Origin of the sequence: Acinetobacter sp. AOR41_HL (genome assembly GCF_027854645.1) — a bacterium.
Classification (GTDB): domain Bacteria; phylum Pseudomonadota; class Gammaproteobacteria; order Pseudomonadales; family Moraxellaceae; genus Acinetobacter; species Acinetobacter nosocomialis.
The window spans coordinates 78,680-101,116 of sequence record NZ_JAKTHZ010000003.1; the positions used below are offsets into that span (position 1 = coordinate 78,680).

The following is a 22,437-nucleotide window of genomic DNA, read 5'->3' on the forward strand; positions in this document are numbered from 1 at the left end:
CGAAATTAAACAATAAAAGATTAGAGCAGTGGACTATGAGTGAACAACAACCAAAATTTGAAATTCGAGACGAAGAACAGCTTTCGGTCGATTTGATTGAAGCACAATATGCTTTAAAAGATAGTCGCGGTAAAAAAAATGCTAAAAGTACGCTCATTTTAATGAGTGGCATCGAACTGGCCGGAAAAGGTGAGGCTGTTAAACAGCTTCGAGAATGGTTAGATCCGAGATATTTAAGGGTAAAAGCAGATGCACCGCGTGTGCTGACAGATACAGAAGCTTTTTGGCAGTCATATTCAGAGTTTATTCCGACTGAGGGCCAAATTGTGGTGATGTTTGGCAATTGGTATAGTGACTTGTTGGTTACCGCGACGCATGTGTCAGAGCCTTTGGATGAGGCACGTTTTGATGCATATGTGGAAAATATGCGTTCATTTGAACAAGACCTAAAAAATAATTATGTCGATGTGATTAAAGTCTGGTTTGATCTTTCTTGGAAATCATTGCAAAAACGTTTAGATAAAATAGACCCTTCTGAACAACATTGGCATAAACTCCACGGCCTAGACTGGCGTAATAAAAAACAATATGACACTTTGCAAAAGTTACGCCGCCGCTTTACCGACGATTGGTACATTATTGATGGGGAAGATGAAAAACAGCGCGATCAATTTTTTGCTCAGTATCTTTTACAACATATGCGTCAGCTACCTGAACATGAAAGTGAAGTCAAAGGGAAATGGCAGCAGGCCAAGATTCCCGAGAGTTTATTAAAACCTGCTCAAGAACAGCTTGATAAAGCTGAGTACAAAAAAGAGCTCGATAAACTCAGCAAAAAAATTGCCGATACCATGCGTTTTGATAAACGTAATTTTGTGATTGCTTTTGAAGGAATGGATGCTTCGGGCAAAGGGGGTGCCATTAAGCGAATTGTCAAAAATCTAGACCCACGTGAATATGATATTCATTGTATTGGAGCACCTGAACGTTTCGAAGCAAGGCATCCTTATTTGTGGCGTTTTTGGAACCGCATTAATGAAGCCGAAAAAATTACCATTTTTGACCGTACTTGGTATGGCCGAGTGCTAGTAGAACGTGTTGAAGGTTTTGCGTCACCTTTGGAATGGCAAAGAGCATACGACGAAATTAATCGCTTTGAAAAAGATTTATTTGATAGCCAAACGATTGTGGTAAAAATTTGGCTAGCGATTAGTAAAGATGAGCAAGAACAACGTTTTAAAGCCAGAGAAGAGACACCGCATAAACGCTTTAAAATTACCGCAGAAGACTGGCGTAATCGTGACAAATGGGATGATTATTTAAAAGCAGCAGCAGATATGTTTGAACGAACCAGTACCGAATATGCTCCTTGGCATATTGTTGCCACTGATGATAAATATACTGCGCGTTTAGAAGTGTTAAGAGCGATTTTAAAACAGTTAAAGGCAGACTAATGTCTCCTTTAACTGTTTGAATATTATTGAACTGTTGGTTGTACAAATTGATCCTCAATTGAAGAGGATTTTGTAGCAAGAGTTTGTCGATTGCGAAATACAATAAGCGTTGCAATCAAACTAATGATTGCGGCAAACATTAACCAGAAAGCAGGCATACTTTTGCTGCCAGATTCTTGTACAAGATATGTGGCAATCATAGGTGTTAACCCACCAAATATAGAAGTGGCAAGACTATACGCTACAGAAAAACCAGCAATTCTTACGGAGCTTGGCATCATTTCAGTTAGGGAAACGACCAATGCGCCGTTATAGAAACTATAGAGCAGAGATAGCCATAGTAGTGAAAGTAACATGTGTCCCAAACTAATGTTTTGAGTTAGCCAACTTAATAAAGGATAAGCACTTACAAAAATTAAAATGGTTGTGGTGATTAATAATGGCTTTCGGCCAATTTTATCTGATAAATAACCACCAATAGGTAATAAAATAAAATTACTTGCTCCCACCATCACTGTTGCAAATAAGCTTTCTGTGCTTGTTAAGTGTAGGACTTCTTTTCCATAAGTTGGGGTATAAACTGTAATGAAATAGAACATGGTTGTGGTTGTTGCAACCATACACATTCCAACAACTACAATTTTCCAATTCGCTGCAAGCGTTGACATAATTTGTCTAGTAGTTGGATGCTCTTTTCGAGATGAAAAAGCTTCAGTTTCGGCTAAGGATTTACGTAACCAGAATATAAACGGAATAATTGCACAGCCGACAAAAAATGGAATACGCCAAGCCCAGGCATCAACTTGAGCTTTTGTAAAGGCTAGACTGACTAAATAGCCTAATGTAGCAGCAAAAATTACAGCAACTTGTTGGCTGGCAGATTGCCAACTGGTAATAAAACCACGGTTATGTGGTTCCGCAATTTCAGATAAGTAAACCGAAACACCACCTAACTCAACGCCAGCTGAGAAACCTTGGGCTAAACGGCCAACAAATATTAAGACAGTGGCTGCAAAGCCGATAGTGGCATATCCAGGTGTTAGTGCAATTAACAATGAGCCAATTGCCATAATACTTAAGGTGACCATCAATCCTTTCCGGCGTCCAATTCGATCGACATATGGACCTAAGACGAGTGCGCCAATTGGTCGCATTAAAAAACTAACGGCAAATACCAAAAAAGTTTTCATTAGTGCGGCGTAGCTGCTATCAGAATGGAAAAAAGTTTCACCTATCGCTTTTGCATACAGACCGAAGAGAAAAAAGTCATATTGTTCTAGGAAGTTGCCACTGGTCACATTAAAAATGGCACGTAAACGGGATGTTGATTGTCCATATTCCACAATGGCTCTCCGTATTTCATTTGGCATTGTAAACTGAATAATAGACTTTTAAACTTTAGTAAAACTTAAAAAAATAAGTGAAGATTAAAGTTTTTAATATATCTTTTGTTTTATTGTGTAAATTTTAAAAGTAAAAAATAAGGCACAGTCATGTGCCTTAAAATTATGATAGGACTATATTAATGCTCAAGTACTGTTGAGCTGCGTCCTTTTTGTTGAATACGTTTAGCAAGGTTGTAGCTGTCATTTAGATGAGTTTGGGCTATTTTTTTCATCATAAAATAACCTAAACTTGCTGCAACAATTTGTCCGCCTAACGGAATAAATTTCGTCACCTGTTTCGTTACGATTTTGCCAAAGAAACCGTTAAAGGTTTTTTTAACGGTTGTACGCGCGACCACAAAACCTGAAAATTGAAAGCCACGTTTACGCAATTCATCCCAATGAATGGTTTTTGTTTTTGGATCATAGACGCTGACATGTTCAGGCGCTAAACCAAAACGGGAATTAATATCGGGAATAAGCTGTGACAAAATTCCCAAATCTACTACCACGTCAAAAAAAGGAATGGGTACAATTGCTGCACCAGCAGAGACGTAAGCTCTTTTTTGAATGAGATCGTGGCACTCATCGCGAATTTGTTCCAGATTTAGGCTAGGATCAATATAGTCAGGAATGTTATCAATTTTCATAATGTTTACCTGTAATGGGTTCCTTAAAGGTGTCTTGCCAACATAAGGTAAGTGACACCTAAAGTTAGATTATGCTGTGTTTAAACCAACGTGACATAGTCAGATTCAGTTGTATAGTAATGAATGTTTATGATTTTGTGCATAAATTATGCGAGTAGGATATGAAATAAATGGGCATCCATGTTATTCAAAGTCAACGTATTGATGTGTTGTTGCAGGGCGTACTGGCATCTACGTCCCAACCTTCAACGCATCCTTTACAGGTTTTGAAAGCCCAGCATTTCATTGTGCCAAGTCCTGCCATCGAGCAGTGGCTGATACAAAAACTTGCAGAACAACAAGGAATGAGCGCCAACTACCAGTTCCATCAACGTGTGCGCGGGTTTCAGTGGTATGCCTATCAACAGGTCCTCACGGCGCATAAGGAACAGGTTCGTAAAGCCAATATTCCACGCTTGATTTTTAAATGGCGTGTACATCACGCCTTACAAGAATTTATTCAGCCTGATGAGATCAGTATAGATGGCTCTCATCCACTGCATTCTATTGTTCAACGTATTTATGACAGCGCAGATCGGCTTGAACAAGGGATAGAGAAGCAATTAAAAAAACAAAAAATGTTGTATTGGGTTGCCGAGCAGGTTGCCGATTTATTTAGTAACTACATGGTCTATCGGGGACAGTGCCAGCGTGGTTGTGAAAATACCTGTACTTGTCCAAATAACTGGTTAGCAGCGTGGGGACAAGGTCGATCACTTGATATCGAAAAGTATATTGCGCAGAAAGATAAAGAAGTTTCGGCATTTACTTTACAGCAAACACAAGAGTTAGAGCGTTGGCAGCGCTGGTTATGGCAGCAGCATTTTCATGATGATTTTATGCAAATGCAGCAAATTGATGAGTTGTTTTGGCAAGAGTTAGAGCATCCTGAGCGCCAGAAGAAGGCATTGGCTCGTTTGCCGGAGCAAATAGTCATTTTTACTTTGCTAGACTTACCGCCTAGCCAGCTTCAGTTTTTGCGCCGTTTAGGGCAATACATTGATGTGTTGATTTTGCACTATAACCCTTCGCAAGAATATTGGGCCGATAGTGTCGACCCACTCTGGAAACAGCGCTATGACTTAGGGGTAAAAGAGCGTTTTATAGCGAAGAATCCCCAAGCGACCGATGCGGAAATTGCCGATTTCTTTAATAAGTTTACGCTTAACTTTAATGCTGAGGCGCGTGAGTCAAGACATCCACTTTTAACCAGATTAGGGAAACAAGCCCGCGACCATTTCTCATTACTCTCAAACTTGTCTACAGGTGAAGAAGGTAAGTGGGTGGATGCCTTTGTAGATGATTTTCCAGAAAGTTTACTTGGTAAAGTTCAGTCAGATATTTTGCACTTGGTGGAGCCCCAAGCCAAGCAATATGAGCTTGCCCCTCACGATGACTCAATTCAGATTCATGTTTGCCACTCGACATTACGGCAACTTGAAGTATTGAAAGAACAATTGATTGGCTGGTTGGCAAAACCGCACGAACAGCCGCGTCGTCCAAATGATATTTTGGTTTTGGTTCCTAATTTGGCTGAGGTAGAGCCTTTAATACGAAGTGTTTTTCCTGCTACAGCGACTGAGCAAGGCGTGCATTTGCCTGTCAAAATAGCAGGTGTTGCCTCACTTGATGCACTCAATGCATGGCGTGCCGTAATTGGCCGAATTAACCTCATGCAAGGGCGATTTGGCTTTGATGACTTTGCTGACTGGCTTGGTTTGCATGCGACGCAGCAGCGTTATGCACTTGAATATGCTCAAGTAGAGCGAATTTTAAATTTACTTGTTGATGCAGGGTTTAAACGTGGGCTTGATGCAGAGCATCTGAAACGTAGTTTATGTGACGGCGATGATGATTATCGATATAGCTTTAAATTTGCTTTAGAGCGGTTAGCGCTCGGTATAGCAATTCCTGAACACGCTACATTTAATCAGGTGCTGAGTTACGCTAAGGTCCAACCGAGTGATTTTGAGCTTATTGGTACGCTCATTCAGATTTATCAAGATTTAAATGAACGCCGTGACTGGCTCATTATGCATGAGCAGAAAAAAAATCATACGGTGGAATACTGGCTGCAAATACTCTCGCAAGATATTATCGAGTTTGAGCAGGCCGGTGTGGCTGTTTTAAAAACTGCGCGAGAAATTGTAAAAAAACAAGAGCGTATGTTAACGCTCGCAAGCTACTATGCCGAGACAGAAACAGGCACCTTACGTAAAATCACCTTGCCTTTGCCTTATATTCTGGATGAGATTCAGCGAACTTTAGAAAATCAGACCGCCCAAGCTGAACCGACCGGACAGATTACCTTTGCCCAGATTGGACAAATTCGTCCTTTACCTTATCGCTTAATTGTGATGTTTAACCTTGATGCAGGGCAGTTTCCAAACCGTGATACCCACGTGCCATTTGATTTGATGGATGCCTTACGTCAACAACTAGGTGACCGTTCCCGTCTTGAGGATGATCAAGGTGCTTTCTTGGATGCCTTACTTTTAGCCCAAGAAAACTTATGGCTGTTTTATAACGGTTTTGATGTTAATGACGGTGAGGTGAGAGATCCTTCTAGTATTCTTCAAGAGTTCCGTGAGCATCTTGCGCTTATTGTAAAACCGGAGCCAAATGCACCTGACCGTGAAGTGATTGAAGGCATTGAAATTCCGTCTCAATTAAAACAGCTCTATCACTTACATTATTTACAGCCGTTTGACCCGAAGGGTTTTATGGCCGAGAAAAGTTATATTCGCTACCAAGATCACTGGTTTAATGTAGCTATGCAAATTCAGCAAGCTTCCGGTGTTCTTAAGCCTTGGGCGAATACATCTTATCCTTTAGAAATACCTGACATGTTGGTTTTAGACAGTCATCAGTGGATACAGGATGTGACTTTCCCCGCACGCCTATATTTAAAAACTTTAGGTGTAGAAAACTTGGGAAGTGTTGGGGAGCTAGATCAGAATGAACCTCTGCTTTTAGATGGTTTGGGCCGCTATGCTATTCGACATTTTTTACAACAAAATGAACAGCAGGCACAGCCAGAAGCTCTACTTGATCAGTTGCCTGTAGGCAAAGTTCAATACAGCGCATGGCAACAGGGCATTTTTGAACAGGAATGTTTGCTTGAGCGTCTTCATCACTATGCATCAGCCGTGACACAAACGACTCAGCGTGTGTGGCGAATTGCCAAACAGCTTCATATGAATATTACGGTGCCAAAATCTGAAACTCAGGATTGGGTCAGTATGGAAGCATCAAGTGCTCGGGCAAAAAGACGTGCAAAAGTCTGGTTAGAGTACCTGCTTTGGTTGGCCTATTTAAATGTAGGAAGTGCAGGAACTGAAAGACGCCGTATTGTGGTTTTTAGTGACCAAACCGTCATCTGTAAAGGTATTAGTTCGGAGCAAGCTCGGCAGTATTTACAGCCTTGGTTTAAAATCTGGCGTTATGCTCAACAGCAGCCACTCGTGTTACCAGCAGCTTTATTATTAAAGCCACTTGAAAAAGCTAAGGCATATCAGTGGGAAACAACAAATCCGACAGAAAAAATAAAACTCGATGAGAAGAGCTATGCGGAGCTGTTAAAATACTGGAATGAAACGGGGACATTTACCTCTATCGATATGACACAAAATGAAGCGTGCAAGTTACATCAAGACTGGCGTTTCATTTTGCAAGAACAAGATGCACAAGCATTACTTCAACATGCTTGTGATGAGTTTGCCTATGACCTGTATCATCCGGTTTTTCAATTTCAACATTCGGAGTAAGGCATGAACTCAAGAGTACAGGTGTCTTATCAACCTATTATTGATATTGAATTTAGTGGACTGCATTTAATTGAGGCTTCGGCGGGTACCGGGAAAACCTATACACTGTCGAGTTTAATGGTCCGTATTTTTCTTGAGAAATATTTACCGGGCCAAGTCATTGCAACAACATTCACCCGTGCTGCCGCTGCCGAGTTAAAAAGCCGAATTCGTGCGCGTTTGGTCGAAACCTACCGTTACTTAGATGCCAAGCGGAGCTTGACTGAAAAAGAGATCCTTTTACAGGCCGAGCAAGAATCTGACTTATTACTGCAACATGTTCTAAAGCATTTTGCGACACGTATTGCCTATGCCTGTGAGCGCTTAAAGCTTGTTATTGATCAGTTAGATGAGCTGTTTGTCGGAACACTCGATAGCTTTAGCCAAAAGCTATTACGTGAGTTTGCCTTTGAAAGTGGCAAAATTGAACGTGCTCAAATTACCGATGATGCCAAAACCTATAGCCGTCAACTGATTCATGATGTTTTACGTGAATGGATACAGTCTCAGCCTCAAACCGTGATTGATGCGTTGTATCTGGCAGGTGAGTTAAAAAGTGTTGATAGTTTTGTCAAACTGGTCGAAGACTCACTGAATTTTAGTTCGGCTCATTTTAAACTTCCCGAAAAGCCTACCATTCAGTTTGAACAGCTTGCTCAGCTCAAACAGTTGGCAGCAGAAATTGATATCAGTCTTCTAGAACCGTATTACTTGCTTGATGGCGAACACTATAAACATGTAAGCGGCACAATATTTCGTAATGGCGCATTTAATAAGTTATTTAGTGAATGTGTGCCACAGTTATTACAGGTTTTAAAGCAAAGCGACAGTATTTTAGTTTTTGATGGGTCTTTAGCGGTACAACGCGAACTCATTTTTAAGTTTTTAGGCCAGCTTGCCGATCAGAAAGTTTTCAAGAAATGTCCCGCCGAAATTTCGGATGGATTTTATCAGCATCCTTGTATTCAGCAGATTCAGCAGTTATTTGGTGTGCTGAAAAACTACGCTGAACAGTTCGATCAGCTTCATATTTATTTAAAAGCTTATTTGTGTGTAGAGGTTAAAAAACGTTTACCACAGGTTTTACAAAACAAGGGCGAGACGACTTTTTCTCAGCAAATTCGCACTTTGTCAGAAGCTTTAAAGGGCGAGCAGGGGCAACGTTTCGCCGTATTTGTGCAGGCTCGATACCCCTTAATTTTGGTTGATGAGTTTCAAGACACCAACCAAGACCAAGATGACATGCTCGCCAGCATTTGGCGTCATCCAGAACGTTACCAAAAAGGTTGCATGATTATGGTGGGGGACCGTAAGCAGGCAATTTACGGTTTCCGTGGTGGGGATATGCTCACCTTTTTAAATGCCTACAAAGATATTCAGGCAAAGCATGGCCGTGAATATAAGTTAATTCATAACCACCGTTCAGTCGCTGACTTGGTTGAAGTGGTTGATGCGTTATTTCAAAGGCAAATCGACTTTGGTGAACAGGTTCAATATGACCCGATTCGGGCAGGGACTCGACCTCATCCGGTTTTAATCGATCAAAACCAGCCTAATCCGCATCCTTTACGTTGGCTTATGCTAAAAGACAAGGAAACGGAAGCACAGCAAGTCGCGTGGAAAATACGTGATTTACTCAATCAGTCACATGCAGGACAACTTTATTTTCAAAAAGATGCCCAGACTCAAATCTTAAATGAAGACGATATTGCAGTCTTGTCGCGTAATCATGATGGTCTTGATAAAGTTCAATTTGAATTAGAACGTTTAGGAATACGAGTTAACCGGCCATCAAAACGAAGCGTTTTTGATTGCACAATTGCTCAGGATGTTGGGGCCTTACTCACAGCGATACTCCATCCTTACGATGAGGCCAAAGTGAAACGAGCTTTGATTAGTCGTTTATTTGCTATGGACCTTAAACAGCTATTGCAACTCGAACAAACGGCCGAAGGTTTAAGCCAGTTTATGACTGGTTTTGATGCTATTCGTGAGCTTTGGTCAGCTCAGGGCTTTTTAGTAGCATGGCAGCAATGTTTAAACCAATTTGGCATTTGGAAAAATCTGGTTGCTGTCCAGAGTAAAGATAATGAGCGGGTTGTGGTGAACTTGCGTCATTTGACCGAAATTTTGAGCCAACATAGCGAGAAATATCAGGGTGCGCAAAATCTCTATCATTGGTATCTCAGGCAACTACAGTCACCGCTTGACCGTGAATGGGAGTTAGAACGTAGGTTGTCGAGTGAAGCTGGCGTACAGCTCATGACCATTCACCAGTCAAAAGGTCTTGAGTTTAAAATTGTCTTTTTGCTCGGGGCCGACAAGCCATTTCGGGAAAATAACAAGACACTTAACTTCTCGACCCAAGATATAACGGTTCCAGAGTCGGCTCAAACTCTAACACAACGTGTCGTTGCGATTGCCGATAAAACATATTTAAACGAAACCGAGCTGAAGCAGCATGAAGAACGGGCTTTAGCGGAACAAAATCGTCTATGGTACGTTGCTTTAACCCGGGCAAGTCATCGTGTTTATGCGCTCTTACAAGATACGGATGGCAAGTCTGTTTCAGGTTTGGCATTTTGGAAAAACAGAGCTGAACCATTCCAGCACCGTTGTTGTACCGATGAAATAATTTTGGAGCAACCACCTGCTGCAAGGCATTTAAATCAAAACATCAATATTATTGAGATACAGGCACAGCATTTTCCTGATCAGCGCTTTTATTCAAGAGGCAAAACCAGTTTTAGTTATCTGGCACAGCATTTAAGACATAAAGTAGGTACAGATTTACTTGCGAGCCAGAGCCATGAAGCTGTTTTAGCCGAGGATGAACTCGATCAGGTTATTTCTGTTGAGGCGCCCGCAGCACAGCCAATTAGCTGGATCAAAAGCAATTTTCCGAGAGGGACGCTCGCAGGTAATTTCTTACATGAAATTTTTGAACATATTGATTTTCAATGTTCAGATGAGTGGGTAAGTGAAATACGCCGTCGTTTTAAAAATGACTACAGTAGTTTGTGGCAAGATTTATTAATCAAATACCAAGAAAGCTTTCCCGAAGAACAAGAAGCGGAATATTCGCTTTATCACGCTGTGGCCGAATGGTTGCAAGAGATTCTAAGTACGCCGTTATATCAAGGTTTTCGTTTAAATCAGTTACAGCCAGAGCACTATTTATCAGAGTGTCCTTTTTATTTAGCACTGTCAGATCGTGTGCTAGCCATGAAACGTATTCATCAACTTTTTGCTGAATATGGTATGGAAATGCCAGAGTTATTAGAGGCTCGTTCTGCTCGCTATTTAAATGGTTCGATAGACTTGGTTTATTTTGATGGGCAGCGTTATCACATTGCTGACTATAAGAGTAACTACTTAGGTGAAAACCTTGCCGATTACAGTGTAGAAAGCATTGCACAAAGTATGTCTTTAGCCAGCTATTGGCTACAAGCAGGCCTGTATTTGGTTGCGTTACATCGTTATTTAAAAGTCAAAATGCAGAATTATGATATTGAACAACACTTAGGTGGGGCAACTTATCTTTACTTACGCGGTATGAATGGCGAAGCTGAGCAAGGCTATTATTATTGGCAGCCAAGTACAGAATTTGTTCTACGCCTTGATGCTATTTTAGGGTACTTTGCTGAGGATAAAATTGCATAAAAAATGCTGATAAATGATCTAATTTTAGAATTAACAAATACTTGGGGTGTGGATAAGCCTGTCTATAACCATGTGGACAAGCGTGTGGAAAACTAGGTGGATAAGTGTGTGGACAATCTAAATAGCCCTGAACAAAGCGATTTAAGCTGGTTAATGACTTGGAGTACCTTTCTAAATCAAGCCCCGTTTACTGCACAGACACAAGCTCCAGAGGCAGCTTATTTTTTGCAGCAGCTGATTGAAGCGAGCTTGCAGGGTGACAGTTGTATTGAGATTAGCCCAGAGCAAATAGAAACACTTGGCCAACTGGTGATATCTGCTGAACAAGCAAAGTCTCAAGTTGCCCCTTGTGTCCACGACGGGCAGGGGTTGGCATTATACCGATATTGGAACCTAGAGCAACGTCTAGCTGAGCAAATTCGCCGATTAAAGCAACAACCAATTCAACCTGTTTCATGTGAAGAGCATTTAGACTTACTCACTGATCCTCATCAGCAAGCTGCTTTGCAAATGGTGACTCGGCAGAGCTTAAGTATTATTACAGGTGGACCGGGTACAGGTAAGACCTATACGCTCGCTCGTATTATTGCTGTGCTTAGTCAGGCAATTCCGCATATTCGTGTGGCGATGGCTGCTCCGACGGGTAAAGCTGCACAACGTATGCAAGAAGCCTTACAAAACTCGTTTAATGATCCCAAACTGCTTGAGTCGGGATTAATAAGTGATGAGCTAAGAAACCAAAGTACCCAAACTATCCATCGGTTATTAGGTATGGGGCATAGTCAAACTCCACGGTTTAATCAAAAACAGCCGTTGCCTTATGACGTTATTGTGGTGGATGAAGCCTCTATGCTGGATTTAAATCTGGCAACGTTATTATTTGAAGCTGTTCCTGAGTCGTGTCGAATTATTTTATTAGGTGATGCCAACCAGCTTGCTTCTGTAGATGTTGGAGCAGTACTTGCAGATTTACAGCAAATAGAGGCTTTATCTGAAAACCGTGTTCACCTTCAAACCAGCCGTCGTTTTGCACAAGGTGCTTTGGTTGGTCAGGTTGCTCGATTTATTCAAATGCAAACTAGTCAAATCAACCATGAGCAAGTTTTACAACAATTTGAAATTGATATTGTTCAGGTTTCAGAATTACGCTCAATTCCTTTAGAAGCTGATATGCCCGATGTAGTTCAGCTTGAATATTTACCTGAAGGATCATTTACAGAGCTGGAAGCTTACTATCAAAAATTGATGGTGGGCTTTCAAGGCTATGTGCAAAGCCTAAAAGCTTATTTACAAGATGATCGATCACTTGAGCATATTGAAAATATCGTTAAGTCCTTCGATGACTACCGTATTTTAACGGCAGTTCGTCATGGGCCATTTGGCTTGCAGCAACTTAATCAATATGCCGAACGCTGGTTACAACAACAGCTAGGTATTGTGACTTTAGGAGGATGGTATGTAGGCCGTCCGGTCATGATGACTTATAACGATTACCAGCTTGGTATTTCAAATGGTGACATTGGTTTATGTTTTGAACATAGAACCCAGCCTCAACAGTTTGAAGTCTATTTCCCAAGTTTAAATAAGTGGGTTGCTGCAAACCGATTACCTAAAAGTATTCAAAGTGCATTTGCTTTAACCATTCACAAATCGCAAGGGTCTGAATTTACACATACTGCTGTTGTTCTCGATCAGGCCGCTAAGAATTTGTTAAGCCAAGAGTTAATTTACACTGCGATTACACGAGCGAAAAAAGTAGTCAGTCTGTTGGTTCACCCAGAGGCTTTATTACAATCTTTTACAGTTCGTACGACCAGAAAAAGCGGTTTAGTTGAAAAAGTTAATCGGTTAGTTCGTTAAGGCAAACTTAATATTTTTACCCTTGTAAGAAAAAGCTTACATGGATTCGAGATATTTGCTGCTAGAGAACATACCCTGTTTTTGAGATTATAAACGCACAACGAGCTTGGCAAGGAATGTCGGGCAAAATCGCACAATAATAACAACTTAAGTCGAGAGACTGCGAACTTACAATGAAGTAGGTGAATAAAGAGGAAACTTACAGCCGCTAAGCCTTGTAGTTTTGGGAGAGACTACAGGGCTTTTTTATATTTTGAGTTTTTATCACGTTAAATAAATTAAATAACCTCTTGTTTGCGTCACGCTATTTCTTATTCTGATTATCAATAATTTAACTCAAGCATATTAATATATTTATTTGTAATATGATTCTTAAATGGGCATTTTTCGCGTGAATTGTTAAGTTAAATGTTATACAGAACCGTACGTTATTTAGCTGTTACAGATAAACGCTAAATATTAGACAGACCTGTACGTTTTCGCTTACATGATGATAAGAAAAATACTACTTTTCTTCATAATTGGATATGACAAAATACATCACATAAGGAAATAGAAATAAAAACAACGGAAGTGAGTAAAACGAGAAGAAGGATGTGGAAAGCATCTCACACATAACAATAAGAACAGCGATAAACCCGATAAACAAGAACTACAGCGCCAAAAACCCAAGCAGAAATGCTTGGGTTTTTTATTTTAGCGCTAAGTTGTTACGATTTAGACTAGATCTGTTTCATGTGAATCGCTACCAAACAATGAGCGACGCTGATCTCTAGGAATTCGTGGGCATTGGCTAGAAATTTGATAGAGCAAGTTGGCTAGAGCCGGAAGGTGAGTGCCTACTACGGACTTTCCAGTGGTTAACAGTGAAACGCTAATATCTCGCTCTGGGTCGGCCCAACATAAAATATTAGAAAAGCCGAGATGACCAAAAGCTTGTCCAGTCATTGGACCAAATAAACCTACTGGATTGCTACCGAGCATGGGACCTAGTGCATAACGCATCGGTATTAATAAGGTTCGGTCAATGTTAACTCCTGTGGTCGGTAGAGTTGCTCTAAAAATTGTTTTTTCACTTAGAATTTGTTTGCCTTGGTAGCTTCCCCCACTTAAAAGCATTTCAAAGAAGCGTCCAACTTGTTCGGCACTGGTATAAATGTTACCAGCAGGGCAGATGGTATCCATAAAACGGCTATCATTAGTGACATCTACAGCGAGTTGTAAGCCGCCACCTAGTACATGATTGAGATAATGATCTGTTCCTAAGCGAGGATGTAAACCTGTTGCACAATTGAGTGCAACTTTGGAGCGATACTCTGGCTTCAAACCATAGTTGAAATAAGGCATGTCCATCGGCTTCTCGATGGTCTCATGCATAAATTGGCGAAGGTCTTGCCCTGTGACTCGCTCAATAATTTCACCTAAAATATAACCTGCCGTTACTGCATGATAGGCGAGGTGATTTCCTGCTGGAGAAACAGGTCTTGCTGCATATAGGCGCTTTAAAATTTCATCTTTATCAAAAAGCAGTTCAGGAGTGACTTCTCCATCAACATAAGGAATGCCTCCCCGATGTGCTAACAAATGAAAGATGGTCGCACGGCGCTTCCCATTTACACCATATTCAGGAATGTAATAACTGACGGGGTCAAGTAAGTTGATTTCACCTTTTTCATCTAAAAGATGAATCAACATGGCAGTAATCATTTTGGATGCTGAAAATAAGCAAACAGGAGTATCCGGCGTTGCGATGAGGGCATTATTTTGCAAACCTTCTGGAGAGTTCCCTTGAGCATAGCCAATGCTTCGATTTAATAAAATTTTCCCCTGTCTACGTAAACAAAAAGTAATGAGCGGATAGTTCCCGGTTCTATAGAGCGATTCAATACTCTTCCAGATCTTTTGAACCTGACGTTCACTCATTCCACCTTGTTCAGCAGGTATCTCATCTTTGTGATGAATGATCGATCCCATATCGTCTGGTACTGGACAGGTGTTGGTCGAAAATATTTTCACACGTCCCTCGCGTTTCTTTCTTTTTATTGACGGTCAAGTGTGCAGGGTTCGGATGCGTATGTCAGTGTCTAAAATGACAGGTAACTGAAAACAATTTTGCAATCCATATATAGATACCTTAAAATAGGCAACTTGCTGTAGTGATGCACGGCAGTCAGTTGCGCTCAACTGATTCATATCATTTTATTTTTTAAGCATCTCGGAGAAATCGAATGGCTTTAACTAATGCAGACCGCGCAGAGATCATTGCTAAATTTGCTCGCGCTGAAAACGACACTGGTTCACCAGAAGTACAAGTAGCTTTATTGACTGCTCAAATCAATGATTTACAAGGTCACTTTAAAGCTCACAAACACGACCACCATAGCCGTCGCGGTTTGATCCGTATGGTTAACCAACGTCGTAAATTACTTGACTACTTAAATGGTAAAGACCACGAGCGTTACACTGCTTTGATCGGTGCTTTAGGTCTACGTCGTTAATTCGATTTTGCTTTGTTTTCGGTTTATCGCATGTTGCTATGCTTTGTTTCTGGAAAGAAAGTTTCGCCTAATCAACCGTTAGGCGATTTATAGAAGGGGCGCTTGTGCGCTCCTTCTTTGCGTTTAATATTATTTAAAATTTTTGGTCTAGTGTGATGGCTTCTAAGCTTTGTCATTTATCTACCAATAGTTGTAGTCTGAATGCCAAACCTTAGGGGTCTCACTAGAATAAAATTAGGAAAATACAATACATGTCAATGTTTAACATCGTTCGTAAAGAATTCCAGTTCGGTCAACATCAAGTCGTTTTAGAAACGGGTCGCGTTGCACGTCAAGCAAATACAGTTTTAATTACAATGGGCGGCGTAACTGTTTTAGTTGCAGTTGTTGCTCAATCTAAAGCAAAAGCGGGTCAAGACTTTTTCCCGTTAACAGTTAACTATCAAGAAAAACAATATGCAGCTGGTCGTATCCCTGGTGGTTACGGTAAGCGTGAAGGTCGTGCTTCTGAAGCTGAAACTTTAATTTCACGTCTTATTGACCGTCCAATTCGTCCATTGTTCCCAGAAGGTTACTTCAACGAAATTCAAGTAACAGCAACAGTTGTTTCTTCTGACAAAACTATGGAAGCTGATATTGCTGCAATGTTAGGTACTTCTGCTGCATTAGCAATTGCAGGTACACCATTCCGTGGCCCAATCGGTGCAGCTCGTGTTGGTTTAATTAACGGCGAATATGTTTTAAACCCGAATTTTGAACAAATGGCTCAGTCTGACCTTGACCTTGTAGTTGCTGGTACAGAAGCGGCTGTATTAATGGTTGAATCTGAAGCAAAAGAACTTTCAGAAGACCAAATGCTTGGTGCAGTGCTTTTCGGTCATGACGAAATGCAAATCGCGATTCAAGCAATTAAAGAATTTGCTGCTGCTGCCGGTGCAGTGGAATCAACTTGGGTTGCTCCAGCTAAAAATGAAACACTTCGTGAGCAATTAAAAGCAGCTTTCGAAGCTAAAATTTCTGAAGCGTATACGATTGCGGTTAAACAAGATCGTTATGCAGCATTAGATGCACTTTATGCAGAAGCTGTAGCTCAGTTCGTTCCTGAAAATGACGAAACTGGTCTTGCTGACGAAGTAAACGAATTATTTGAAGACCTTAAATATCGTACAGTACGTGACAACATCTTGTCAGGTAAGCCGCGTATTGATGGTCGTGATACTAAAACTGTTCGTGCGATCGACGTTCAAGTTGGCGTATTAGATCGTGCACATGGTTCTGCATTATTTACACGTGGTGAAACTCAGGCGTTAGTAACAACAACTTTGGGTAATACTCGTGATGCGTTAATGGTTGATACGCTTTCTGGTACTAAAACTGACAACTTCATGTTGCACTACAACTTCCCTGCATACTCTGTAGGTGAAACAGGTCGTGAGTCTGGTCCTAAGCGTCGTGAAATTGGCCATGGTCGTTTAGCACGTCGTGGTGTTCAAGCTGTTCTTCCTGCTGCTGACCGCTTCCCATACGTTATTCGTATTGTATCTGATATTACTGAATCTAACGGTTCATCTTCAATGGCTTCTGTATGTGGTGCGTCATTATCTCTTATGGATGCAGGTGTTCCACTTAAAGCACCAGTTGCGGGTATCGCAATGGGCTTAGTGAAAGAAGGCGATCGTTTTGCTGTACTTTCTGACATCTTAGGTGACGAAGACCACCTTGGTGACATGGACTTTAAAGTAGCAGGTTCTGCAAACGGTATTACTGCACTTCAAATGGACATCAAGATCGAAGGTATTACTGAAGAAATTATGGAAGTTGCGTTAAACCAAGCATTTGCTGGTCGTATGCACATCCTTAATGAAATGAACAAAGTAATTTCACGCGCTCGTCCTGAAATTTCAATGCATGCTCCAACATTCGAAGTAATTACAATTAATCCGGACAAGATTCGTGATGTAATTGGTAAAGGTGGTGCAACAATCCGCCAAATTACTGAAGAAACTAAAGCTGCTATTGATATTGAAGATAACGGTACAGTTCGCGTATTTGGTGAAACTAAAGCTGCTGCTAAAGCTGCAATTGCAAAAATCCAAGCGATTACTGCTGAAGTTGAACCAGGTAAAATCTACGACGGTAAAGTTATCCGTATTGTAGAATTTGGTGCATTCGTAAACATTATGCCAGGTACTGATGGCCTTCTTCATATTTCGCAAATCTCTAATGAGCGTATTGCGAACGTAACTGATGTTCTTAAAGAAGGTCAGGAAGTGAAAGTACAAGTTGCTGATGTTGACAACCGTGGTCGTATCAAATTGACTATGAAAGATATTGAGCAAGCATAATTGCTTAACTCACTAAAAAAGTCCGCTTGATGCGGGCTTTTTTTATGGCATGATGCAAGTAACACACAAATAGATCGACGTGGTATGCAGGTTTATTATTTTTATCGTCATCAAAAGGATGGCTATGTTTTTTTGAGCCGAGAAAAGCACACTGAACATGTTCTGGAATTTTTCTGGATTGATAGTGTGAGATCTGACGTTGTTAACCATAATGAAGAGTGGCAACAAAAAATTCAGCAGCTTTCAGATGTCGCAATTAATGAATTTCATATGCGAGATATTGCCAATATTGAGCATCCTTGTGCCTTTGATACGCTTGAAGAATATGACCTGCTCATTTTCAAAAAGCTTGTTACACCTGATGATGAAATTAAAAATGGAGAAACACACGAGAGTGTGTTTGGCTTAGCTACCACGCCAATTAGTTTTATTTTTACCCCTAAAGTTCTGATTAGTGTACGTGAGCAGGGCAACAAGTCGATTGAAAATTATATTCAGCGTCTTGAAAATATTTTATGTAAAACCTTAGAAGAACAAAATAAAACCCGTAAGTTGCCTAATTCGCCTGTAGATTTATGTTTACGTCTGCTCAATAGCATGGTGGATGGTTATCTTGATATTCGTTCGCCTTTAACCAGAAGGGTCGAGCACTGGCAACAACAACTATTACAGGGCAATCGTCGTTTTAAACAATGGCATCAACTGTTTCATGAAAACATGGCCTTTCAGCAGGTCGAAAACTTGTGTGAAGAACAAATCGAAACCCTACAAGAGTTTCGGGATGAAATTGTAGAAAATTATCATCATGTGATTGGTGAGCGTACGCATAGTTCACAAGATCTTCTGTTAGTTCGTTTGAATGATTTAATGAGTCATGTCGAGCGTATTCAAAAACATACTTTACGTTTACGGAGTGCGATTCAATCGGCAATAGATTTGCATTTCTCAGCGATTGCAAACCAGACCAATGAAAATATGCGTATTCTTGCCATTATTACCGCTGTGTTTGCACCACTTACGCTTTTAACTGGTATTTACGGAATGAACTTTGAGTTTATTCCGGGGCTTAAGTCGCCAGTGGGTTTCTGGATTATGCTCGGTGTCATGTTGCTCAGTACAGTTTTATTGTTGTACTACTTCTATAGACAGCATTTAGTGGGGCGTGGTGAGAAAAGCGTTATTGATTTATTGGCTCAGCAGCACCGCCAAGAGCGTATGAATTTGTTCTGGTTTTTGGAATATGAACCGATTAAGCAGACTTTGAAGGAAGTGGAGAAGATTACTCGGTTGAAGTAATAGGAATTTTCAAAGATCAGTAAAGTTGATTTGTTAGTACTGCCTCAAATATATGGATTAATTAGATATTTTTTGTATAGGCATATCCTTACTTTTGACTGGGCAAAAGTAACAAAACCCCTTTATTGGACTGACGGTACATCCATGTTACCGCAGTCCAAAAGGCGGCATCCATGCCGCCCATCACGTTAGTTCATACCTACTTTAAAGATTATTTAGAAGAAAAAATCTTAATGGAAATGCTTCAACTGTTTTCTAAGTTGTTGCACTTCATCAATCAAATCTAACATCACCGCAACTGCTGCCAAACTTGCATCAAAGTCACGTTGCAAACGATAGGCTTTACGAGCGCGAATAACATCTTCACCCATAAACTGATGTTTTTCAGGTGGAGTATCAATCGCTAAAATATCGTACTCAATGAGCTCTAGAATCCAGTCCGGGCTTTGACCACAGGCTTGAGCAAATTGTTGCAGATCAAATGTACATTGTTCATCAACGACTTCAGCACTAAAGGTGTGGCCGTCACATACAATTTCTCGATAATGGATGGTTGTCATGATCTTGCTCCCTAATGAGATGAACGAGGTTCGAATGAAGCAAAGGCTTCTGCCAATTGCTGATAGGCTTCTTTTTCTTTTTCAGAATGCACAGGTGGGAATACAATATTTAAAATTAAATAAAGATGGCCTGGCGTTTTATTTGGTATCCCTTTGTCTTTTAAACGTAGCTGTTGTCCCTGTTTTGCATTTTTTGGTAAATTGACATGTAAAGGTCCTGCAGGTGTTTTTACTTCAATACCTTGACCTAATGCGGCCTCCCATGGCGCTACATCTACAGTTAAATATACATCACTGCCTTCTACATGAACACGATTTGTATCTTTATATTGAATCTCGATATAAAGATCGCCGTTGGCACCACCATTGATGCCACTTTGTCCTTGTCCGCTTAGACGAATTTGTTGACCTTCCTTCATCCCTTTAGGTATTTTCACCTGTAGGGTTTTGCGCTGTACCTCAGGCTCACCATAAACATTCACAGTCGGAATTTGCAAGGTAATCTGTTGTGTTGACCCATGATAGGCAATATCAAGATCGACCTCTATGCTGGCATGTTGATCTTCACCCCGATAACTACGTTGTTGCCTTTGGTATTGTTGCTGTCCACCACCAAAGCCTGCACCAAAACGACCAAATAAGTCTTCAAAGCCGCTAAAGTCAGCTTGTTCACCGCCGCCTGAGAAGCCTTGACGATAAAAGCGTGCACCATCAAATCCACCTTGAGCTGCACCTTGGCCAAAGCCGTTGAAACCTTGTGGGTGGTCTAACATTTGGTCATATTCAGCCTTTTTTTCGGCATTACTTAAGGTGTCGTAGGCGACGTTAATAGCCTGCATCTTTTCTTCTGCATCTTTTTCTTTGCTGATATCGGGGTGATATTTACGAGCTAATTTGCGATATGCTTTTTTAATTTCATCAGCAGAGGCTTCTCGTTTAACCCCTAATTCTTCATAATAATTTTTGGCCATAATGTTTTATCACGATGGTGTTGTTTATTTCATTATGAAACAATTTTTAAGGCTTTCAATGAGCTAGATTGTATAAGAGTTGTTCTCTTACAAAAATGGGAGACTAGGTGGAAGAGACATAAGTCAATTAGGACTATGCCTCTCATTCTTTATATGAAAGTTTGATATAAACCGTATAGGGCAATTAATAAAAGCAATAGGCCGCATAAGCCGAGTATTTTAGGGTATAAGTGGCTGTTAGAAAGGCGACGGAAGAATACATAAACTAAAGATAGGGTTAAAAAATCTAAAACAATCCATGTCAGTGTAAGAAGGGTCAAACTGAAATTTAGGTTAGGTGAAATAGAGACAAATTGAGGAAAGAAAGCTGAAAAGAAAATAATATCTTTAGGGTTTGAAATACCCACTAAAAAGCCTTTTTTAAAACCACCATTTTGGGCAGAAACGGTTTGTATTGCTTCCGGATGAGGGGCTTGGATGACTTCTTTGAGAATATTAAGTCCTAAATAGCCAATATAGAGACAGCCTAAAATACGAATAATATTTAAATAGCTTTCATTAATACCGAGTACTCCTTTAAGTACGAGTACCGAAATAAAAATTAAAACCAGTGAGGCGAGATTTGTACCAAAAATGGTTTCCAGTGCTTTTTTATATCCGCCTTTCAGTCCGGCGCTTGCCACCAAGATCATGACAGGGCCAGGGGTCGCAATCATAATAATGACACTGAAAATAAAGAGAAAATAATCAAAATAATTCATGAAATATAAGCATCTTATTTATTGGGTTATCAAGTAAGCTCATATTAACTGATTTAAAATAACATGCTGAAAATTATCATCAAAAATTATAGATAAATAAAAAGGCGGTTTGACCGCCTTTTTATAAAGTAAGGGATTAACTCAAGTGTTCACCAAACAGACCTAATGCTTCTTCGGCAGTGAATTCATAACGAGTATTACAGAACTGGCAATCCATTTGAATCGGGTTTTGTGCTTCCAATGTTTCATGAACAGCATCAACACCAATTTGAATGAGTGCTTTAGCACAGCGCTCTTTAGAGCAAGTACAGCCAAATTTTAAATGTTCAACCTCTGGCAAGCGTACTTCTTCTTCATTATAGAGACGATACAAAATTTCATTCGCTGAAAGCTCAGTTAGTTCTTCAGGCTTGAGCGTTTCAGTCAGCATGGTTAAACGTGGCCATAAATCTTCATCAACCAGTTTTTGCTCTTCCTCATCATGACGAGGTAACAACTGAATGAGTAAACCACCAGAGCGTTTAGCTGTACTTGCCAATACAATACGAGTTGGAATTTGAGCAGATAAATCATAATACTGCATCAAACAGCCAGCTAAGTTTGTTTGGTCAAGAGGTACGATCCCTTGATAACGCTCACCATGCTCAGGTTCGATGTTAATAAATAAAATTGGATTAACTAAAGCACCAAGGACTGTACTGCTGTCAGTTGCTTCAACAAAACGTGGATCTGTTTCGTAATCTGCTAAAGCACGAACTTCACCTAAGTGATTACATTCAGCCATGGCCCATTTGAAAGAGCCGCTAGCCTGGATTTGCAAGCTGATACGGCCTTTGATTTTTAAAGTACTTGCAAGTAATGCAGTCGCGCTCAACATCTCGCCTAATAGAATCTTAACCGCAGGCATGTAGTCGCGTTGAGCTAAAATAGTTTGTAATGCTTCTTCCAGATGAACTACTTCACCGCGAACAGGAAAGTCCTCTATATAAAAGCGTTGGCGTAAATCAGACATAATATTCTCCAGGGCCCTAAGCAGATTATAACAACTTCGGTTTAATCAAGCTTAGGGAATGCAGCGTGGCTGCAAGCAGGACATCGGTAACTCTTGTACCGATTGTCGCAATCATTTAGGCAATGTGAATAAGTCCT

The 22,437-nt window shown here is 40.5% G+C and carries 14 protein-coding genes; 7 read left to right on the forward strand and 7 right to left on the reverse strand.

What is annotated here, in order from left to right:
* Positions 1-35 precede the first annotated feature (35 nt).
* Complete coding sequence (pap, locus tag MKL35_RS00565; protein ID WP_002157012.1) at positions 36-1,454, forward strand: polyphosphate:AMP phosphotransferase; 1,419 nt, start codon at positions 36-38, stop codon at positions 1,452-1,454.
* A gap of 23 nt (positions 1,455-1,477) precedes the next feature.
* Here the strand turns inward: pap and MKL35_RS00570 are convergent, their stop codons facing one another.
* Positions 1,478-2,797: an MFS transporter gene (locus MKL35_RS00570; protein WP_032009932.1), complete on the reverse strand. Its 1,320-nt coding sequence runs from the start codon at positions 2,795-2,797 to the stop codon at positions 1,478-1,480.
* A gap of 179 nt (positions 2,798-2,976) precedes the next feature.
* Positions 2,977-3,489: a hypothetical protein gene (locus MKL35_RS00575; protein ID WP_017393997.1), complete on the reverse strand. Its 513-nt coding sequence runs from the start codon at positions 3,487-3,489 to the stop codon at positions 2,977-2,979.
* A 170-nt stretch (positions 3,490-3,659) separates the two neighbouring features.
* Between MKL35_RS00575 and MKL35_RS00580 the strand changes: the two genes are divergently transcribed.
* The 3 genes from MKL35_RS00580 to recD all read left to right on the forward strand — a co-directional run bounded on the left by MKL35_RS00580 (position 3,660) and on the right by recD (position 12,857).
* Positions 3,660-7,295, forward strand: a complete 3,636-nt coding sequence (locus MKL35_RS00580; RefSeq protein ID WP_032009931.1) for an exodeoxyribonuclease V subunit gamma — start codon at positions 3,660-3,662, stop codon at positions 7,293-7,295.
* Positions 7,296-7,298: 3 nt separating this feature from the next.
* Complete coding sequence (locus MKL35_RS00585; RefSeq protein WP_032009930.1) at positions 7,299-10,997, forward strand: UvrD-helicase domain-containing protein; 3,699 nt, start codon at positions 7,299-7,301, stop codon at positions 10,995-10,997.
* Between the two features lie 108 nt (positions 10,998-11,105).
* The gene (gene recD / locus MKL35_RS00590; protein WP_032009929.1) at positions 11,106-12,857 is read left to right on the forward strand and encodes an exodeoxyribonuclease V subunit alpha; all 1,752 of its coding nucleotides are present in this window, start codon (positions 11,106-11,108) and stop codon (positions 12,855-12,857) included.
* Positions 12,858-13,574: 717 nt separating this feature from the next.
* Here the strand turns inward: recD and MKL35_RS00595 are convergent.
* On the reverse strand, positions 13,575-14,873 hold the full coding sequence (locus MKL35_RS00595) for an EstA family serine hydrolase (protein ID WP_032009928.1): 1,299 nt from the start codon (positions 14,871-14,873) through the stop codon (positions 13,575-13,577).
* 212 nt (positions 14,874-15,085) lie between these two features.
* Between MKL35_RS00595 and rpsO the strand changes: the two genes are divergently transcribed.
* The 3 genes from rpsO (at position 15,086) to MKL35_RS00610 (ending at position 18,996) form a co-directional block, all read left to right on the forward strand.
* Positions 15,086-15,355, forward strand: coding sequence for a 30S ribosomal protein S15 (rpsO, locus tag MKL35_RS00600; protein WP_001229357.1), 270 nt, complete (start codon positions 15,086-15,088; stop codon positions 15,353-15,355).
* A 257-nt stretch (positions 15,356-15,612) separates the two neighbouring features.
* Positions 15,613-17,700, forward strand: coding sequence for a polyribonucleotide nucleotidyltransferase (gene pnp, locus MKL35_RS00605; protein ID WP_170318156.1), 2,088 nt, complete (start codon positions 15,613-15,615; stop codon positions 17,698-17,700).
* Positions 17,701-17,784: 84 nt separating this feature from the next.
* Positions 17,785-18,996 (forward strand): magnesium transporter CorA family protein, encoded by a 1,212-nt coding sequence (locus MKL35_RS00610; protein ID WP_004710786.1) that lies wholly within the window; start codon positions 17,785-17,787, stop codon positions 18,994-18,996.
* Between the two features lie 230 nt (positions 18,997-19,226).
* Here MKL35_RS00610 and MKL35_RS00615 read toward each other — a convergent pair whose 3' ends face one another.
* The 4 genes from MKL35_RS00615 to hslO all read right to left on the reverse strand — a co-directional run bounded on the left by MKL35_RS00615 (position 19,227) and on the right by hslO (position 22,300).
* Positions 19,227-19,556, reverse strand: a complete 330-nt coding sequence (locus MKL35_RS00615) for a chaperone modulator CbpM (protein WP_000207458.1) — start codon at positions 19,554-19,556, stop codon at positions 19,227-19,229.
* An 11-nt stretch (positions 19,557-19,567) separates the two neighbouring features.
* A complete protein-coding gene (locus MKL35_RS00620) occupies positions 19,568-20,527 on the reverse strand; it encodes a DnaJ C-terminal domain-containing protein (RefSeq protein WP_032009927.1) in 960 nt (319 codons plus the stop codon).
* A 149-nt stretch (positions 20,528-20,676) separates the two neighbouring features.
* Positions 20,677-21,288, reverse strand: coding sequence for a LysE family translocator (locus MKL35_RS00625; RefSeq protein ID WP_002157001.1), 612 nt, complete (start codon positions 21,286-21,288; stop codon positions 20,677-20,679).
* Positions 21,289-21,424: 136 nt separating this feature from the next.
* Positions 21,425-22,300, reverse strand: coding sequence for an Hsp33 family molecular chaperone HslO (gene hslO, locus MKL35_RS00630; protein WP_004710781.1), 876 nt, complete (start codon positions 22,298-22,300; stop codon positions 21,425-21,427).
* Between the last annotated feature and the right edge of the window lie 137 nt (positions 22,301-22,437).